The following is a 17,899-nucleotide window of genomic DNA, read 5'->3' as shown; positions in this document are numbered from 1 at the left end:
CGTCCAGGGCGTAGCGGCGGAAGCGGGTGTAGACCGTCTGCCATGAGCCATAACGTTCCGGCAGGTCGCGCCAGGAGATCCCGGTTCGGATCTTGAAGACCATCCCGTTGACGACCTGCCGATCCTCCACGCGCGGACGACCTGTCGCGGCCCGCGGAATGAGAGGAGCGAGTAACTCCCACTCCTGATCGGTGAGTTCATGGCGACGTATCACCCCACCATGATCCCCCACCCGATGATCTTTGAAGACGGACCCTAGTACTGCAACGGCTGCCGGCGTACGGACTTCTCTCCCACAGCGGCGACACCCTCTGGAGACCCGCTCGGCATCCCCGCCGGAACCTCACCGCCGCCCGTCTGCAGCGTGAAGTACGCCGACGCTGTCATCCCAGCCCCGGTTGTCCTGGAGCACGTTGATCTGGCCCCCCATTCTGCGCTCAGACGATCATCTGGCTCCGCACGTAATTGATCGGACAGGCTCAGTCGCCTCGGATGCGGGCGTGCAGGTGCATGTCGTGTCGGCCGTCGTCGTGGACGGCGGCGCTGCGCTTGGTGCCTTCCAGGAGGTAGCCGGATGTGGTGGCGACTTTGCAGGAGGCATGGTTGCGTGGTGAGTGGTCCAGATGCAGGCGGTGGAAGCCGATCTCGTCCAGGGCCCAGACGGTGAGTGCCGTGAGGGCGCGCGATAAGCGGAGAGGAATGCTGGTGCGTCGGCTGGTTCCCAGGGGCGTAACAGTAGGTCCCCGGTGGCGGGAAGCACGGGTTGGGGGGAGGCGGCGAGGAAGCCGGAGGGAATGACGGGCGGCGTCGACAGAGCGCGTGCCATGGACCATGGTCTCTCGGCGGTGACTACGCACGTCAAGGTCGCAAAGCAGCTCTTCACGCGCCTGGTTCAGTAGTTCGACGAGGGTGGCGGCCCGGCAGCCTCCCCTGCCTCTCCCTGCCATCGGGCTAATTCATGCCGGGTGGTGAGGGTGTGAGGGTGGTCGGCGCCCAGCACCCGCACCCGGTCGTTCAGCACGTCGGCGAGGGCTGCGGCGGCACCCGCCGCGTCCCCCGCCTCCCCCCGCCACCGGGCCAGGCCGGCCCGGGTGACGAGGGTGTCGGGGTGGTCGGCGCCCAGCACCTGCACCACATCGTCGAGCAGGTCGGCGAGGGCTGCGGCGGCACCGGCCGCGTCCCCGGCCTCTCCCCGCCACCGGGCCAGGCCGGTCCGGGTGACGAGGGTGTCGGGGTGGTCGGCGCCCAGCACCTGCACCACATCGTGGAGCAGGTCGGCGAAGGCGGCGGCGGCACCCGCCGCGTCCCCAGCTTCCCCCTGCCACCGAGCCAGGTCATGCCGGGTGGCGAAGGTGTGGGGGTGGTCGGCGCCCAGCACCCGCACCCGGTCGTTCAGCACGTTGGCGAGGGCTGCGGCGGCACCCGCCGCGTCCCCCGCCTCCCCCCGCCACCGGGCGAGTTCATGCCGGGTGATGAGGGTGTGGGGGTGGTCGGCGCCCAGCACCCGCACCACATCGTGGAGCAGGTCGGCGAGGGCTGCGGCGGCACCCGCCGTATCCCCGGCCTCTCCCCGCCACCGAGCCAGGTAATGCCGGGTGGTGAGGGTGTGGGGGTGGTCGGGGCCCCGCACCCGCATCATGGGCTCCAGCAGGTCGGCGAAGGCGGCGGCGGCACCCGTTGCATTCCCCGCCTCCCCCCGCCACCGGGCCAGATTGTGCCGGGTGGCGAGGGTGCTGGGGTGGTCGGCGCCCAGCACCTGCACCACATCGTGGAGCAGGTCGGCGAAGGCAGCGGCGGCACCAGCCGCGTCCCCAGATTTTCCCCGCCAGTAGGCCAGGTCATGCCGGGTGGTGAGGGTGTCGGGGTGGTCAGCGCCGAGATGGTGGCGGGTGGCGTTGAGGAGGTGCAGGAAGTGACTGCGGGCTGCCGTGACCTGCCCGGTCTGGCCCAGACTGTTGCCCGCAAGATAGAGCACCTCATGCACATCGGGCCGGTGGAGGACGTCGTCGGCGCAGGCGGTGAGGGCGGTGGTGTTGGCGCGCAGGGTCTCGGCGAGGGCTCCGTCGCGTTCGATGTCGGGCCAGGCGGCGAGCAGGGCGTCTGCGGCGGCGCGGGCGGTCTGCTCGTACTGGCGGGGAGCGAGGGTGTCGCGGGCGGCACGCTGGACGAGCTGGTGGACACGGACACTCTGCTGCGGGATGCCAGGGGTGTGGTCGATGAGGTGGAGCTGGTGCAGGGCCCGCAGCGCATCGGCCACGTGTCGGCCCAGGACCGGGCTGCTGTCAGGCAGGGTGCTTTCTCCGTCGGCGGGGCTGCGGTGCGCGGCGACATAGGAGAGGGCAGGCTTGCTAGTCAAGACCGCTTCTGGGATGCCGTTGGCGTCGAGGAAAGCGGCCAGGTGCAGCATGGGGCGGGCCAGGCCGACGGGGCGGAGGGCATCGGCGCGGTCGATGGACAGCGACCAGGCCGCGGCGACGGTGAAGGTCTGGCCGTCAGGCAGCGCGTTGGGGACAGCATCGGCCAGGGTGGTAGCTCGGTCGGCCAGCAGGGCCCGGTAGTCGGCGCAGGCCAGGAGGGTGTCGGCGAGGTAGGCGGCGGCCTGGGACAGGGCCAGCGGCAGACACCCCAGGTCATCGGCGAGTGCGCCGAGCTGATCGGCGGGTTCGGTGCGCTCGTGGGCGGCCAGAACGTCGGTCAGGTAGGCGACCGCCTCGACCCGGCTGAACAGCCCGATCTCGACCAGGCGGCGGCCGTAACCGGTCAGGGCCGCATCCCGGCGGCGGGTGGTGACCAGGATCCGGCCGTGCGGGCTGGCCGGCGGCCACCACCCGGTCAGGTCCGCCGGGTCGGCGACATCGTCCAGCACGACCAGCCACCGGCACGGCTTGGCCCCAGCCTTGGGTTCCAGCCAGGCCAGGAACTGCCGTGCCGCGGCCAGGCGGTCGGCCGGATCGGCACCCAGGACCTCGATTCCGGCCTGTCCGTAACCGGACGCGATCGCCGTGCTGTTGCCGGCGGTGATCCATACCAGTACGTCGACCGTGCCTTTTTCCTGGGCGTGGCGGGCGTAGTCGGCGGCCAGCTGGGTCTTGCCCACCGCCGCAGCATTCGGCCGGGCCGACCCCGGGGCACGTCGCCAGCTGGCATGACATGGTGAGCGCCCGCCCCAAGATTGCCCAGCGCTCGATCGGCTCTGCTCCTGGTGCGTCCTCGGCAGCGGGGGCGTTGCGCTGTCCAGGCTTTGGCCAGGGCTGTCTGCGTCTGTTACTCACTTTCGGGTGAAGGCCTGGATGCTGCCGGGGTGGCGTGATGTGGCGGAGCGGGAGCCAGGTCCGGTACCCGTACGGCCGACAGAGCTGGCAGGCCGTCAACATGGCGCATTCCGTGTATTAATGGACGTTACAGGTAAGAGTTACGGATATATTCACGGACCGTAACGGACCTCGCGTTTCCTTCGTTCGTCCTGCACATGGGCTGCAACGTGTGGGTGTGCGGCCGACCGGCCGCCGACCCGCACACCGCACTTCCGGCTCGCGGTCCAAAGGCCGTGGCCTGCCGGGGGTGTGGACCAGCCCTGAGGGGGATCCTGTGTCCGTTTCCGTTTCTGTGACCGCCCGCCGTGTCGCTGCCGCCGCTGCCGCTGCCGCGGCACTCGTGGGCGCGGTCGCCCTGCCGGCCTCAGCCGCCGGCCACGATCACGACCGCGGTCGTGCGCATCGTCAGCATGTGGTGATCAGCGCCGTGCAGTACGACTCCCCGGGACGCGATCACCGCTCCAACCGCTCCCTGAACAAGGAATGGGTGGACGTCACCAACAATGCCCGCCAGGACGTGAACCTCGAGGGGTGGACGCTGTCGGACGAGGACGGTCACACCTACACCTTCCACCACTACCGGCTGGAAGGCCGCTCCACCGTCCGTATCCACACCGGCGAGGGCCGCGACCGCGACACCGACCTGTACCAGGACCGCCGTCAGTACGTGTGGAACAACGACCACGACACCGCGACTCTGCGCAACGACCGCGGCCGCTTCGTCGACGACTACTCCTGGGGCCGCGACCACCGCGACCACCGCGACCGCCGCGGTGGCGATCGCCACGACGCCCGCCACTGACCCCCACCCTCCCGTGTGCCGGCGACCACCGACCCCGGCACACGCGGCCTCACCCGGCGGCGCGCCCCTCGTCCGGCGGGCGCGCCGCCGGTCTGCTGGGGCGCGGAGCGGCAGGAAGGCATGCCTTGTGGGCTCCTGCCGGGCGTCCGGCCCGCCGCGCCGGTCGTGCGCCCCCGCCTGCGGGCGTCGATGTTCCCGGCGGAGCTACCCCGCTCGGTAGGCGCGCCCGGTGATAGGGCAGCATCTGCTCAGCTGTCTCGCCTGCCTGTGAGGGGTCGTTATGCGCTTCACCCGCCGCGCTTGGTCCGCGCTGCTCACGTGCCTGTTGCTGGCGGGCTGTTCGTCGGTCTCGCTGGGCGGCTCGTACGAATCGTCGTCCCGTTCGCCGGTGCCTGCTGGATCCGGGCCGGGCGGGTCGGGTGCTTCGGTGCGGGCGATTGCGGTGGGGGCGGGTCCGCAGAAGAGGTACAGCGTGCAGGAGCAGCCGGCTGCGGGCAGTTGTCACTACCGGTATGAGCACGGGGAGCCGCTCGAGGATCCGGCGTGCACGCCGGGCGCGGTCTCTCCGGCGGTGACGCAGGGGAATCTGAAGTCGACGATCTGCCGCAGGGGCGGCTACACCTCCGGAGTGCGTCCCTCCACCTATGTCACTGGCAAGGAGAAGCGGCTGAACGCCGTCTCCTACGGTTACACCGGGCGCATGGGGGATGCGGAGTACGACCACCTCATCTCGTTGCAGCTGGGCGGCGACCCCAACGATGCCCGCAACCTGTGGGTTGAGCCGGCCGACCCCGGCCACGCGAAGGGCAGCGGCGTCAACAACAAGAAGGATCCGGTGGAGACCCGGCTGCACACCGCGGTGTGCGCGGGCCAGGTCACCCTCGCCCAGGCGCAGCACGCCATCGTCAGCGACTGGATCACGGCGCTCAGCAGCCTCCGCCTCAGCTGACCACGGCACCCGATCCATGCACGCGCCGCACGCCTGAACGGAGTGCCGAAGGCACTGCGCGGTTCCGACGCGTGTGGCACCGTGGAGTACCGGGCCCGTCGCCTTCCCCCGTGGCGACGGGCCCGGCCTTGTTCCAAAGATGACGATTCTTGAGAACGGTTCTGTCCGCAGCTTCGGGACGACGGGTGGCTTGGAGCGATGCGAGAGGCTGCGGGTCGTTAGTGTCCGGCAGAGTTGGGGGCTTTGACCCCAGCCCGGCGTTCGGACTGGCGAATCGAGAATGGCAGTGGCCCTTGACTGCCACGAAGGATGTTGATCGCTTCGGCCACGGCTGCGAAGTAGCTGCTTTTGGCCTCGCTGTATTGCGCGCTGCTCCTTCGCTCGCCTGCGGCAACAGTGTTCCTGTAGTGACGCAGTGCGTCGAGAAGGCTCTCGCTGGCGGCAACGATCTCTGGTGGCGAGGACAGGGCGATGCGATAGCGCCAGGTGTAGAGGTCCGCCTGTCGGAATGCTTCGCGTGCGCTCCGATTGCCGTCTTCGGTTGGGGGCTGGTCCTGATGTGCGACGTTCCAGACGATGTCCGCGCCGCGAGCCACGGCTGCGATGAAATCGGCGCGGAGCTGTTGTTGTGCAAGTTCTACGCGTTCACGTCGATCGCGTGCCCAGCGAGTTCGGTCGGCCAGCAGCGTGGAGCCGATACCGATGGCCGCGCCAACGATCGTGCTGATGAGTGGGATTACGTCCATGATTCCCCCAGTAAGTGCCTTGCGTGGCGCCCCGGCAGTCTGCTCCCTGCGGCCACAGTGGAGGTGCTTCTTCGGCTTGGTGGTCTCTTGCCTGCAGGCCATGGTCGCGTCAGCATGCGGGCGTGCAGAAGAGCGAAGGACACCCGGCCACACATCGCTCGCACGGCGAGGTCTACGTGCGTCCCACCCACCACAAGATCGGCACCGAGCCTCAGCGCACGGAATTACGAGGGCTTCACGGCCCGTGCCGGTGGGCGACGGTGCCAGCGGGACACACGACCCGGGACGCGGGCGAGCCTGGTGTACGGCTGCGCTGCTACCTGGACCTGCGTCAGCCCACCGACTTGGCCCCGGCGCCGGCCGACGCCGCGCCGGAGGTCAGCGCAGCCGCATCACAGTGACGACCGCGCGCCGTACGGTGGCGCATCTGACGGGCTCGAGAGGCGCAGCCCTGGGAGGGGCTGTACACGGCTTGTTGCCAAGTAAGGGTGGTTTGCGCCCGGTTCTTGGTGGCTGATCCCGGCTGCCGCGTGCGCCGCTCAGGGGCGTAGATGGCGGCCGCGCACTCCCCCTCGCCCGCCCCTGGGTGCGAAGCGGGGTTTTGTGGCAGCTCTGACCAGGGGGAGAGGACTTCTGGGGCTCTGTGCGCATGAAGGAGGCACGAATGAGATGTGGACAGCTCAAACACTTACTGAGATCGAACAATTGACCGAACCTATGAGGTTCCTGTGCAAACCGTGGTGTTGGGCATAGCTCTGATGTTTCTAGTTCTGATGGGGTGATCTTCCCGTTCTCGAGAGGGGAGATCACCCACGATGCGCAAGAGACGCTTAACCGCCATAGCGCTCGGTATCGGCAGCCTCGCCGCGATGCTCACTGGGACTGGCGCACACGCTGCCCCCAGCGCGGACAGCGGTCCGGGGCAGGTCATCTGGCTGCGTTCCAGCAAGCCCATCGACATGCCGCTGGGCGCCAAGTATCAAAGCACCCTCGCCAAGCAACGCTCGTCCATCTCCGCTCAGAGGTTGCAGACCAGCGAGGCGCCCCAGGCTCCGCAACCGTCCAGCGAGGCTCAGGAGCAAATGATCGCTCAGGAGGGCGGCCAGAAGTACGTCGCCGAGTCCGGCAACGACGCCGCTAAGAAGCGCATACTCACCGCTGCGGCGCTCACCAAGGAACAGTGCCGAGCGATGCCGGACGCGCACACAACCGCCGGCAAGGTGATCAACCACTTCAGCTTCTGCCGCTGGGGCTACAACACGGCCATCAAGCTCAACGGCCAGGGCGAGGTCGAAGGAATGGTCCGGTTCCGCGAGACCGAGATCGGCACCGGTTCGAACAACATGCGGGACGCGACCATCGAAGACCACACCGACCAGCTCACGTCATCCGGCGTGTTCAACGACTCCGCGCTGATGAGCTTCGAGGTGACGCAGGCGGGCTGGCCGTCCTCCAACTCCTGCAAGGTCACCGACATCTCCTCAAACCCCTTCACCGAGATAGTCGGCGCCTGGCGCGATGAATACATCGCCTACGGCCTGGTGTCGGCCAAGGGCTCCGGCACAGGTCCCGACGACATCGCCACCTGCGTGTACCAGCACAACTGGAAGGTCACCGGCGACGGCGCAACCACGCCGTGGAGCAGCGGCCCCGTGAACGGCCTGCGCTTCGACTCCTCGAAGTCTCTCGGCAGCAAGTTCTACGACGAGGGAGTGATCTTCGACCGGGTCGTACCAGTGTTCTCCTATGACCGCGCCAAGAGCGACACCAAGGGCGTCGCGAACCATGTCTACGACGCGCTGTACAGGCCGCAGACCACCTACCCGCAAAAGGCCAACAAGGTCATCCCGGGCGACGTCTGGAACGGCCGACCGCCCCTGCATCGCAACTGGGCCAAGTACGACGCTGCCGCAGCCGAGACGGCACGCAAGAACCGAAACGCCAAGGACGCCGCGTGCCGGGGCCTGAGTCGTCCCAACGACAGCTACCAGTGCGACGAATTCCCCTTCGCCTCGACAATGGAAGGCGCCGGCGTGGGCGACGGGAACTTCTCCGTGCGCTACGTGCCGGGAGCCGAGAACAGCAAGGCGGGATCGGAGCTGTCCGACTGGTACGGCAGTGACCGGATCCTGCACAACAATGCCTATGGCATCTTCGTGAACTAACCGGCCTGCGCCGGAACGAGGGCGGCCCGTCGGGCCGCCCTCGACCTGCTGGATGGCTCAGCGCGTGTTCAGTGGAGGCTTCCTGTTTGGACGGGCCATGCGCTCTCGTTGGCTCCTGGTTTCGGAAGGGGCCGGCGGTTCCTGCGTTCCGGAGGGCACGAAGACAATCACATACGTCTCGAAACCTTCATGAACGCCCCATTCCGTGCGTTCCATGGCCGCGTTGAACCGTTCCCGGGAGTCGCTCCGACCCTGTGACCACACTTGCGCGCGGTAGGTACGAGACGGGTCCAAGTCTACAAATGGCTCACCCGGTTCGACTCGCCGACCGAACGCCTCAACCGATTCACGGGCCGGCTGGGCTGGGCCGTTCATCGTGTCAAACGCTGCCATGCGGCCCTTGTAGACCGGCTGGTAGTCCACCGAAGCGACCAGGGTCCAGGCCGGCCCCGGCGCCACGTCCAGTTGGTCGTTGACAGCAAGGACGACCGGCGCAGTGTGCTCCTGAACCCGCGACGTCACGACGAGCTGGCCAGGCACGACGATTACCCGTTCGTCGGTCTGAAAATCCGGCTCGCTATCCCTGCGCGCAAAACCGCGTTCCCACTGCTCGCCAACTGAGAAGTGGCTGTACTCGATGCTGACTGCACCAACCCCGCTGATCTCTGGCATGCCATGAAGCCTTTCAGGAATGGAGCCGTCGCGCAGTATCAGTGTCGGCCAGGGAGGAGGAGATAAGGGTCCAGGTACCGGATGCCCTCTGCGGCCGGGCGCGGCCGGCGCCCGGCCGGTGGCCGCGCACGCCAGGCGACGGGGAGAGAGCGCAGCTGATGGCAGGGACGCGTGAAGAGAACCCGGCGGGGTCCTCGAACAACCTGCGCGGTGACGTGCTGCGCGTGCTCGGGGTGCCGAAGGTCGCGACGGTCGAACAGATCCAGCAGATCGCGGCCCTGCACCTGAGCTACCGGCACAGCGACAGGCCGACGCCCTCGAAGCGGAAGCAGGCCCGCACCGCCTCCCACCCGATGACGGTCAACGAAGCCGTGCTCGCCCTGCTACGCCCGAAGCCGGACCTGTCCCAGCTCGTCAACGAGCCAGCCGACGTCGTCGCCGCCCAGGCCGCCGTCGACGCGTCGGACGGGCTGGGCACCATCGCCTCCTACACAACCGAGGTGGCGCTGCCCGCGACCGGCACCTGGTCCAACCCCGGCAAGGGCGGCGCCCAGGCCGACATCGTCATCACCGCGCCCGAGGACGGGGTACCGCTGCCGTTCGTGGAGATCGACAACTGCTACGAGTCCGCGCAGGTCCTCACCGCGAAGATCGACAAGTACATGCGATTCTGCCAGCGGAGGGTGAAGGACGCCGACGGCAAGGAACGGCCGATGTGGCGCACCCGCTGGTGGGTCCCCGACGGCCGCCACGGCGACCAGCCGCACCCGCCGCTGCTGCTCGTCTTCAACCGGATCGACCCGCGCAACCCCAACACCGTCATCGCGCAGTTGGCTGAGCTGACCGAGCGGCACTGGCAGGGCACCGCGTACGAGGGCAGCTTCCACATATACGACGGCAAGCTGCCCATCGTGGTCACCGGCATGAAGCACCTCCAGGAGCACGGCCCGGCCGGAGCGGTCTTCCGGCGCTTCGGCCGGCCATGCTGGACACCTGTACCAACTGAACCCGGCCCCGCGCCGGCTGACTGGAGGCGGCGGGACTGCCCCGCGCAGAAGAAATTCGGCTGCCCGGGTGGAAGGGATGGCCTAGGGTGGAGGTACCGACGCGGGGTGGAGCAGCTCGGTAGCTCGCTGGGCTCATAACCCAGAGGTCGCAGGTTCAAATCCTGCTCCCGCTACGAGAGCCGAAGGGCCTGGCATTCCTGCCGGGCCCTTCGCCGTTTCCGCCTGCTCCGGCCAATCCGCAGCCGACGGGTGTGCGGCTCGGGCTCGGCGGTCACTCTGCTGGCCCTTTCGGTGCGCTGCTCGGGGCCGCTGTCTCGTAGGTTTGTGGTGCTCGGCGCTGACAGGACTGCCGGGTGATGGCCCCGTGCTCGCTTCGTCGGCCGCGCGGGGCCGAACGCTGTCGTGGAGCGGCGGTCTGGATGTCCCGGCGGTTGGCGGGGTCAGCCGATTCCGGTGGTCTGCAGGGCGGTGGTCCAGTTGTTCTTGATGGCGCTGCGGGCGGCGGAGAGGGTGATGGTGCCGGCGCAGACGGCGTTCTTCAGTTTCGTTTCGATGCCGTCTTTGGAGTGGGCGGTCTGGGTGCCGGTGTAGGGCTCGGGCCAGAGGTTGCCGGGGGTGCGGGGTGCGCCGCCGAGTTCGAGGGGGACGAGGTGGTCTTCTTCGTAGTCGGCCATGGTGGTGTCGGTGTAGCCGTAGTCGGTGATGCCTTGGGCTTTGAGGGGGTTGGTGTAGGAGGTCGGGGGGCGGACGGTGGCGGTCCAGCCGGAGACGCAGATGGTGCTGTCGATGGTGGACTGGGTGACGTCGGGGTTGTAGGCGCCGGGCGTGCAGGTGGAGTCGGGCAGCGGCAGGTAGGCGTGGGAGCAGGTGGAGGCCTGGGCGGTGCCGGCTGTAGCGGCGATGAGGCCGGCGGTCGCGAGGGCCAGTGCGGTGGTGGCGGCGGTGAAGCGGCGCATGTGGGGGTCTCCAGCAGGGGGGGTTGGCCCGGGCGGGGGTGCCGGGCGGCTGACGGCATGACACCACCCCTGCGTCTATGCGAGTAGATCTGTGAGGTGAACAGGAAGTGACCTGTGCAGTCCTTACCTCGGCCTGAGCAAGTCTTTCCGGACTTCCGTGTTTCGCCGCAGAGTTGGGCGTCATTCACAGCCACAGCAGAGGCCAGTCCGCTGGAGAGGCGGCTCGAGGTTCACCGGTGCCTGCTGTGTTCGTGGGCCCGGCGCTCGGGCGGGCCTGGGGGGCTCGAACCCCGTGCCGGAGCTTGAGGTGTTCTGGCATGGCTGGGGGCCGGCCGTCGACGGCAGTGCGGCGACGCCGCTCTCGCGGCCCGCGGGTGCACGCGGACTGAACGTGCTCGCCCGGTGCGTCCACACCACCTCCGCCATGCAGCTGAAGCGGGCCGTGCTCGCCCACCGCGCCCCCGGCGACCCGTCGACCATTGGCCGCCCTGCGGGGGGACACGGTTGCGTCACACTTCGTGGTTCGGGGCTTGCTCAGCGCTCTCTGATCACTGGGCGCGAGGGGTCCTCCGGGGGCGGCTTGGGGTGCTTCGCGGGGCTGCCTTTACGATGCCCTGACTGTGGCGCACGCCAGGTGTGTCGAGGGGGAGGGGAATCCAGTCTGATGGTGAACAGACGTGGCTTGTACGGTGGTTGGAGAGCGGGAGCGTTTCTGGTCGCCGTCGTCGTGGGTGCTCCGCTGCTGTCGGCTATGCCGGCGGTGGCTGTGCACGGGGCGGTGCCCGGTGACTTCAACGGCGATGGTTACCGCGACGCCGTGCTGCCTGCGCCGGGGGCGAACGTGGCCGGCAAGCGGGGAGCCGGTGCCGTGGTCGTGCTTTACGGATCGAGGTCGGGGCTGTCGACGTCGCGGCGGGCGACGATCACGCAGAACACCGCAGGTGTGCCGGGGACGGCCGAGGCGGACGACGGCTTCGGTGCCGCCACCGCGACGGCCGATCTGAACCGGGACGGCTATGCGGACCTGGTGGTCTCCGCACCGTACGAGGACACCGCCCGCGGCGAGGACGCCGGCACGGTGACGGTCCTGTGGGGCAGTAAGAACGGGCTGACCTCCGGCACCGATCTGCCGGCGACCACGGCCGGTGCGTATTACGGCCTCGACGTGGCAGCGCTCAGCACCGGCCCGGGCGCGAAGACCGAGGTGCTCGTCGCCGGGTACGAGGGGTCAATGCGCTTCACGGGGCCGTTCAGCCGCCGCGGCACCTATGGCGAGGCCGTGGAGAACCGGGACACCGCTTCCGTCGGCAGCGTCGCGCTGGGCGATTTCGACCGCGCCGGTCTCCCGGACGAGGTGGCCGTCACGGTCCGGCTGAGCGGGCTGAGCGGCGGCGAGGTGTACATCGACCCCGTCATCGGCGGCGCGCAGCAGACGGGCAACGGCCTGATCGCGGCCACCGGGGATGTCAACGGCGACGGATACGCCGATCTCGTGGTGGGAGACCCGGACGAGCCGGACAGGGCCGGAGTGGACGGTGCGCTCGGCGGCCGGGTGCTGCTCTGGTACGGCTCGGCGCACGGCATCGCGCGGGAGGCGAAACCGGTGCAGCTGACCCAGAACACCCCTGGTGTTCCTGGTGCGAGCGAGAAGGAGGACAGATTCGGCGGTGCCCTCACGGTGGCCGACCTGAACCGTGACGGGCTGGCGGACCTCGTGGTCGGCTCACCGATGGAGGACACGGACCGCAGGAACGCCGGTCAGGTGACGGTCATCCCCGGCCGCCGCACCGGGGCCCCTGGGCGGCGGTGCCTACGCCTTCACTGAGGACACCGCCCACATCCCCGGAGTCGGCGAGAGCGAGGACGCATTCGGCACCACCGTCGCCGTCGGCGACATCAACAAGGACGGCAAACCGGAACTCTTCATCAGCGCCGCGGAGAAGAACAGCTCCACCGGCGCCGTCTGGGTCCTCCCCGGCGGCACCGACGGCCCCACCGCCAAGGACAGCCGCATGATCACCGCCCCGTCCGTCGGCTTCCCGCAGAAGGACAACACCCTCCTGGGCGGCAACGGACTCCTCGGAGTCATCTGAACGGCACGCGTTCACACGCGGTGCCGGCCACCCGCCCCTTGCACACTGGCCCGCACCGCGTGCCCCTGCGGTGCTGTGCCTCGAGGGTCGCGGCTGCGGACAGGCTGCGCCGGCCATCGTGGCGGGCACCGCCACTGAACCCACGGCCGACGTCCAGCGCCGGCCGGTGAATGAGCGTGCACTGGTGCGGCGCCCAAAAGCCTCCGGGCACCGCACCACCAGGCGTTGTCGGGGGCGTTCTACTTGAACCAGTAGCGGACGCCGTGGTGGTGGGAGCAGGTGCCTTGGGAGTGCCGCGAGTAGGACAGGGCAGCGTCCTTGCACTTCGCGGTCTCGTACTTGTCCGCGGGCCTCTTGTGGTGCGTCCACCCGCAGGCGCCGGTGGTGTGGTGGACGCAGTGGTGAGCGGTGTTGGTCGACGGCAGCGTCGCCGCGGAAGCGGTCGGCGCGTTGAAGAAGACGCCAGCGACGGCGACAGCTACGGCGCAGGCAGCAAGACGAGTGCGCAAAGGATCCCCCCTTGTGAAGCTGAGCAAGTGCAGCGGGAGCCTATAGCGCTCTGAACTGCCTCCTCGCGTAGCTTTGTACCTCTTTACCCCGCGTTCGGGCCGATGTGCCCGGCGCCCGTCAGAGGACGGGGGCAGGGGAGGCGGCTCGCTCCTGGGCCTCTCCCCGATGGGGCGAAGAGCACATCGCGGAGCCGGGACCTTACCTTACCGTCGGCTTGGCCGGTCCGTGCACGGGGTCACGACGCCGAGACTGGTTGATGGTCGGGCGGTACGGGGCCCGTAGTGAGTCAAGACGCTGGTGGCCCTTCATTGCCGTGGCTGCGCCGGGTGGTGACGAGTTGGCCGTCCTGGAGGCGGTGGACCAGATCGAGTCCGCTGTCGAGCATCGCGAGCACGTCAAGGTGCCGGTCAGCGGGCACGGTGCCCAGGCGTCGCGGTCGGCGGCCGACTCGGATCAGCGGGTTCGTCGCGCTGGGGCGGGCGACCGCGACCGGCCCGTCATCGGCGCCGGGCACCAGCCGGACAAGAGGGATGGTCACGGTGCGGTCGTCGAGCAGCATTTTGACCAGGTTTGAGGGGGAGCGGACGTAGTCGAGGAGGTCCTCGATCTCATAGTGATTCGCCTGGTATCGATTGATCCACCCGTCGATGTGCTGCTCCGCCAGCCACGAGCGAAGTTCTGCTGGTCGGCACCTCTGGTCGGCGGCCTCCCGGCCGGCGAGATGGGCCAGGTGACGGGAGGTGATGCCTGAAGTGAGAAGTGTCAGGGCCTGCTCGGTGTCGACTCCGTGCCGGATGTGCCATGCCGTGTAGGTGTTGAGCCTGGGCGCGGTGGGAGGCAGCAGGGGGCTGGCGTTGACCAGGTTGATGAGGGCGCCGGTGACCCAGCTCAGGGCATGTTCGAAGCCGCTGCTGATGTTGCGCACCGTCTGCTCGAGCGCCCATTCGGCTGGGAGGTCGGGCAGCCATGAGCGGGCCAGGTCAGGGATCCCGTTGCCGCCGATCCAGCTCTCGATGGCGGCGGCAAGGGGGACATAGATGGGGGCCCCCTTGGTCTCTCTGGTGGTGAAACGCCAGGTACCGGCGGCCTCGGGCAGTTCGAGAAGACGCTCGAAGACGTGCTGCCCGGCGAGGAAGGTGAGGGTGCGATCCAGTGGCCATTCCTCCGGCTCGATGAGCCACATCCCCTCTCGCGTCAGAATGCCGTCGCCGGTTGACTGCTGGGCGAGCTGGCCAGCCAGGTCTTGGGCGAGCTGGTCCAACCGGCGAGCCGACCCGAGGCTGGTGCCGGTGCTCGACCAGCGGCCGGCCTGCTCGGGGTCAGTGGCTTCATGCACATCTGCTACCCGCACTGCGAGATCGAGCCACCGGTCGGTCACCTGCCGATGCTCAGTCTGAGCCATTGCGAACAGAGACCGGACTGCGCTGAGGGGTTCCCGGTCCAAGACCTGTGTTGTGGCCTGCGTCTGGAGGATAAGCCAGACGAAGGCGGCAAAGTCTGCGGCAAGGCTGTCCGCCAGGGCAAAGACACCGTCAGCCTCCCTGCGTAGCTTCTCTTCGGCTTCAGCGAGCCCAGCCAGCGCCTCGTCGGCGAGCAGTGCAGAGACGACCTTTAGCTGCTCCATGTCCGGGCTCAAAGTGTCGAATTCGGCTGGCCGAGGCGGGTAGGGCCGGGTTAGAAGGATCCACCCCTCGCTCTCCCGCCCGGCACGCCCTGCCCTGCCGATCGCGTTGACGAGCTCGGCAGGAGTCAGACTGCGCTGGTTCTCGTAGGAGAGGTGGTCTCCCTCCACCTTGCTGTGAATGATGACTGTACGCACGGGCAGGTTGACGCCGTCGGTGAGGGTGCTGGTGCTGGCGATTGCTACGAGCTCGTCGTTCCGCAGAGCGTCTTCAATGGCTTGGAGGACGTCGTCAGGGAGGTCCCCGTGGTGGTACGCGACGCCGCGACGAGTGCAGCGAACCAATGGGTGTTCCGGCCCTAGGGTGTCTTCCAGGTACTCGGACAGCACGGCGGCTTCGGGCCGGTCTCCGATGTGTTCGGCTATGGCGAGGGCGGTGTTGCGAGCCTCCCTCTTGGTTCCGACGACCATTAGGACGCTGCCAGCAGCAGTAAGACGTGCAGCGCCGGCCGCGAAAACCTTATAGTCCGCAATGCCCCCGGACAGCCGGGTCCGGGCGTTCCATCCGTTCTGATAGGCGGAGGCAAACCGTCGCTTACCCACCTCGCCCGTTGTCAGGAGTGCGACCTTGGAAGCGGCCGTCGGCCGGACAGCCAGGCGGGCTTCGACTGGCACGGTGGCGACCCAACGGGAGGGCTGCTTGGCGCTCGGCGAGCGGCGCTCCAGCCCAGCTTCCGCCTTGATCAGCTCCGGGTAGAGAAGACCGTGCAACCGCCGGGGCCCCCGCCAGGTATCGGTGAAGTAGACCTCGCTCGCCGGACGCTCCGGGTCAAGCCACGAGGCGATGTCGCCCCGGTTGCCGACCGCAGCAGACAACAGCACCAGCCTGACATCGCTCGTACTCGCCCGCAGAAGCGCGAGCAAACTCTCGAGGACGAAGCCGCGCGGGTCCCGGGCTAGATGGTGAGCTTCATCCACCACGATGAGTCCGACGTCCTCCAGCGTGGCCGCGGGGTCACTTCGGATCATGTGCATGAGCCGTTCCGGCGTCACGATGGCCACGTCCGCGCCTACCTGCTCCCGCTCGGGGAAGAGCGGGAAGTCCGGCTGCTCCGCAGCCAAGCGCCGCTCCAGCAGCCGCAGCCGGCTCCGCAGCGCAGCTCGCATTTCCCGCCCGAGGCTGCGCATGGGCGAGACGTACACGACCCGCCCGGGCCGCTGGGCCAGGTGCGAGCAGATGACCAGCTGAGCCATCAGCGTCTTGCCCGCGCTGGTCGGCACGCTGATCAGGCTGCGGGGCGTCACCGGGTCGACAGGGTTTCCCCGCTGAAGCTTGAGCATTTGGCGCTGAGGAGGCCACAGGGTCATCACCGGAGGGTTCGACAGCGCGAAGCTTCGGGCTACTGCCGGTGGGGTCCCTGGAGGTAGCAGCGCGTACAGGCTGCTGGCCGCCATCTCGCCGCTCAGGTCGAGGAGATGCGCGGCCACCCACCGTGCCAGCTTGTCACCGCGGCCTGCCCGCTCATGCACCACGTCTTCAAGCAGGCCTTGCGAGGCTGCGAGATCCTGCTGATCCCCGAACGCCAGGAACTGGTACAGCCGGTGGATCGCCCCCACGACCGCCTCGGCAGGCCCATACATGGTGCCCCTCAGCGACTCGCGGCGCGTCAACTGCCGCAGCTCCCTGAACTGTTGCCGCCATATCCGCAGTGCTCGCCAAAGCGCCGGCCGATCGAAGCCGAGAAAGACCACGCCGGCCTCCACCGCTAGGGTGCCGATGTGATCGCGGAGCGCGCTCGTGACGTCTACCAGCTCACGCACCTGCCGGTAGACCGCGGTGGCGTTCGGGTCCTGTTCACTGCGGCGGTATCCAGCCTGAGAGGCGAAAGCGATCTGGAGCCTGTCGGAGGGCGATCGCCGGCTGTCACCCAGTGCGAGGTCCATCAGGTGCGCGCTGACAGCAAACGCCTGCCGGATACGGCCCGCGTCGAACCCAGGCACGTCGGGGTCGAGCGCAGCCAGCCCGTGCAGATACCACGCGGTGCCGAGCGTCTCGTCCGTGATGTCTCTGTCGCCACGAAACGCAGCGACCTCCATCTCGGTCATCTTCGCCAGCAGGTCTTCCGGCCTCGGGAGTACCCCGCCCGCCCGGTACTCGCCAAGCGCCGCTGCGAGCACATCCGGATCTAGAGTGCGCTCCACGCGTACTCCCTCACGTCATCGGCGAAATCTTCAAGGTCATCGACTGCTACCACCAGGCCTTGCAGCGCCCCGGCGTGGGTGTGGGTGGTGAAGTGTGTATGGGATCGTTCGAATGCCGTATCCGGAGCGTCCGCAGCGTTCAGGGCCAGACTGACCCCGCCGTTGCACGACTCCAGCGAGTACGTCCACTGTCGCGCCAGTGAGCTGACGAACGTCCGGGTGTCCGCAGCGAGCTGCCGACCTCCCCAGGACATCTGGCCCAGATACTTGCCACCGTTGTTGTTCAGCTGCTGCCAGGCACCGCGGATGATGTCAGCCGGCTTGGCCGCAGTTCCGGTGAACTTCTTCACCTCCCACAAACGGAACACAAACCCCAAGTCACTACCCGGCACGCGGTAGATGATCAACCCGTCCGGACCGCTGTCCGTCACGGTCGACGAAGGAGGATCGAGGATCTCTACGCTTCGCCCGGCTTCAGGCAGGAGGTCCCGTGTGGAGAGATACCAAAGCCACTCACCTATATAGCCCGTCACCCCGGTGCGGTCATTGGCCTCGAAGACCGGAGCGGCATACAACAGGACGTGGTCCCGCTCCTTGCCTACGAGCTTCTTGTCCGCCAAGGTGGCCTCGCGCCACAGCTCGTAGGCCTCGGTGTCCAAGTCGGTACGCGCGAGCATGATCTCGTCGGCGATGATCCAAGCAGCTGCTGCCCGATCCTCAGATTCCTGCCCGATGGTTGTCACGAGGTCCCAAGGGCACACTTGGCCCCGGCCGCGTGGATCACGTCGCGTCAGGTCAACCAGCCGGCCGCCGACCGCTTCGACCCGTTCCATCGCTTGCCGTGCAGGAATCCGCACTGCCT

The 17,899-nt window shown here is 68.3% G+C and carries 14 protein-coding genes, 1 tRNA gene and 2 pseudogenes; 8 read left to right on the top strand and 9 right to left on the bottom strand.

What is annotated here, in order from left to right:
• The 3 genes and pseudogenes from ABZ915_RS47530 to fxsT form a co-directional block, all read right to left on the bottom strand.
• Nucleotides 1-214, bottom strand: a 214-nt coding sequence (locus tag ABZ915_RS47530) for a transposase (RefSeq protein ID WP_361817363.1), incomplete at its 3' end; no start/stop codon positions are given.
• A gap of 265 nt (nucleotides 215-479) precedes the next feature.
• Nucleotides 480-826, bottom strand: a pseudogene (locus ABZ915_RS47525) (GNAT family protein).
• A gap of 66 nt (nucleotides 827-892) precedes the next feature.
• Complete coding sequence (gene fxsT / locus ABZ915_RS47520; RefSeq protein WP_361817360.1) at nucleotides 893-3,097, bottom strand: FxSxx-COOH system tetratricopeptide repeat protein; 2,205 nt, start codon at nucleotides 3,095-3,097, stop codon at nucleotides 893-895.
• Between the two features lie 491 nt (nucleotides 3,098-3,588).
• Here fxsT and ABZ915_RS47515 point away from each other — a divergent pair, with 491 nt between their 5' ends.
• Complete coding sequence (locus ABZ915_RS47515) at nucleotides 3,589-4,116, top strand: lamin tail domain-containing protein (protein WP_361817357.1); 528 nt, start codon at nucleotides 3,589-3,591, stop codon at nucleotides 4,114-4,116.
• Nucleotides 4,117-4,396: 280 nt separating this feature from the next.
• Nucleotides 4,397-5,065, top strand: a complete 669-nt coding sequence (locus tag ABZ915_RS47510) for a hypothetical protein (protein WP_361817355.1) — start codon at nucleotides 4,397-4,399, stop codon at nucleotides 5,063-5,065.
• A 218-nt stretch (nucleotides 5,066-5,283) separates the two neighbouring features.
• Here ABZ915_RS47510 and ABZ915_RS47505 read toward each other — a convergent pair whose 3' ends face one another.
• Nucleotides 5,284-5,811 (bottom strand): hypothetical protein, encoded by a 528-nt coding sequence (locus tag ABZ915_RS47505; RefSeq protein WP_361817352.1) that lies wholly within the window; start codon nucleotides 5,809-5,811, stop codon nucleotides 5,284-5,286.
• Between the two features lie 248 nt (nucleotides 5,812-6,059).
• Between ABZ915_RS47505 and ABZ915_RS47500 the strand changes: the two are divergent.
• A pseudogene (locus tag ABZ915_RS47500) lies at nucleotides 6,060-6,212 on the top strand (DUF6207 family protein); the annotation flags it as partial.
• A 414-nt stretch (nucleotides 6,213-6,626) separates the two neighbouring features.
• Nucleotides 6,627-7,976, top strand: a complete 1,350-nt coding sequence (locus tag ABZ915_RS47495; RefSeq protein ID WP_361817349.1) for a NucA/NucB deoxyribonuclease domain-containing protein — start codon at nucleotides 6,627-6,629, stop codon at nucleotides 7,974-7,976.
• Nucleotides 7,977-8,033: 57 nt separating this feature from the next.
• On the opposite strand, the gene ABZ915_RS47490 is transcribed toward ABZ915_RS47495, so the two are convergent.
• Nucleotides 8,034-8,648 carry a hypothetical protein gene (locus tag ABZ915_RS47490; RefSeq protein WP_361817347.1) on the bottom strand — a complete coding sequence of 205 codons (615 nt, stop codon included), beginning with the start codon at nucleotides 8,646-8,648 and terminating at the stop codon, nucleotides 8,034-8,036.
• Between the two features lie 158 nt (nucleotides 8,649-8,806).
• Between ABZ915_RS47490 and ABZ915_RS47485 the strand changes: the two genes are divergently transcribed.
• Both ABZ915_RS47485 and ABZ915_RS47480 read left to right on the top strand, forming a co-directional pair.
• Complete coding sequence (locus ABZ915_RS47485) at nucleotides 8,807-9,793, top strand: replication-relaxation family protein (protein ID WP_361817368.1); 987 nt, start codon at nucleotides 8,807-8,809, stop codon at nucleotides 9,791-9,793.
• Nucleotides 9,755-9,828, top strand: a tRNA-Met gene (locus tag ABZ915_RS47480). The genes ABZ915_RS47485 and ABZ915_RS47480 overlap by 39 nt, the downstream gene beginning before the upstream one ends.
• Nucleotides 9,829-10,095: 267 nt before the next feature.
• Here the strand turns inward: ABZ915_RS47480 and ABZ915_RS47475 are convergent.
• A complete protein-coding gene (locus tag ABZ915_RS47475) occupies nucleotides 10,096-10,611 on the bottom strand; it encodes a hypothetical protein (RefSeq protein WP_361817345.1) in 516 nt (171 codons plus the stop codon).
• A gap of 760 nt (nucleotides 10,612-11,371) precedes the next feature.
• Between ABZ915_RS47475 and ABZ915_RS47470 the strand changes: the two genes are divergently transcribed.
• Together ABZ915_RS47470 and ABZ915_RS47465 are read left to right on the top strand one after the other, a co-directional pair.
• A complete protein-coding gene (locus tag ABZ915_RS47470) occupies nucleotides 11,372-12,436 on the top strand; it encodes an FG-GAP repeat protein (protein ID WP_361817342.1) in 1,065 nt (354 codons plus the stop codon).
• Nucleotides 12,408-12,704: an FG-GAP repeat protein gene (locus ABZ915_RS47465; protein WP_361817365.1), complete on the top strand. Its 297-nt coding sequence runs from the start codon at nucleotides 12,408-12,410 to the stop codon at nucleotides 12,702-12,704. The genes ABZ915_RS47470 and ABZ915_RS47465 overlap by 29 nt, the downstream gene beginning before the upstream one ends.
• Before the next feature lie 239 nt (nucleotides 12,705-12,943).
• Here the strand turns inward: ABZ915_RS47465 and ABZ915_RS47460 are convergent, their stop codons facing one another.
• The 3 genes from ABZ915_RS47460 to ABZ915_RS47450 all read right to left on the bottom strand — a co-directional run bounded on the left by ABZ915_RS47460 (nucleotide 12,944) and on the right by ABZ915_RS47450 (nucleotide 17,894).
• On the bottom strand, nucleotides 12,944-13,213 hold the full coding sequence (locus ABZ915_RS47460; protein ID WP_361817339.1) for a DUF3761 domain-containing protein: 270 nt from the start codon (nucleotides 13,211-13,213) through the stop codon (nucleotides 12,944-12,946).
• A 287-nt stretch (nucleotides 13,214-13,500) separates the two neighbouring features.
• On the bottom strand, nucleotides 13,501-17,037 hold the full coding sequence (locus ABZ915_RS47455; RefSeq protein WP_361817336.1) for a DEAD/DEAH box helicase: 3,537 nt from the start codon (nucleotides 17,035-17,037) through the stop codon (nucleotides 13,501-13,503).
• Complete coding sequence (locus ABZ915_RS47450; RefSeq protein WP_361817333.1) at nucleotides 17,022-17,894, bottom strand: hypothetical protein; 873 nt, start codon at nucleotides 17,892-17,894, stop codon at nucleotides 17,022-17,024. The genes ABZ915_RS47455 and ABZ915_RS47450 overlap by 16 nt, the downstream gene beginning before the upstream one ends.
• Between the last annotated feature and the right edge of the window lie 5 nt (nucleotides 17,895-17,899).

This window comes from Streptomyces sp. NPDC046915 (assembly GCF_040644935.1).
Taxonomy (GTDB): domain Bacteria; phylum Actinomycetota; class Actinomycetes; order Streptomycetales; family Streptomycetaceae; genus Streptomyces.
The sequence above is the reverse complement of the archived record's forward strand: the minus strand, read 5'-3'. Positions and strand labels throughout refer to the sequence as shown.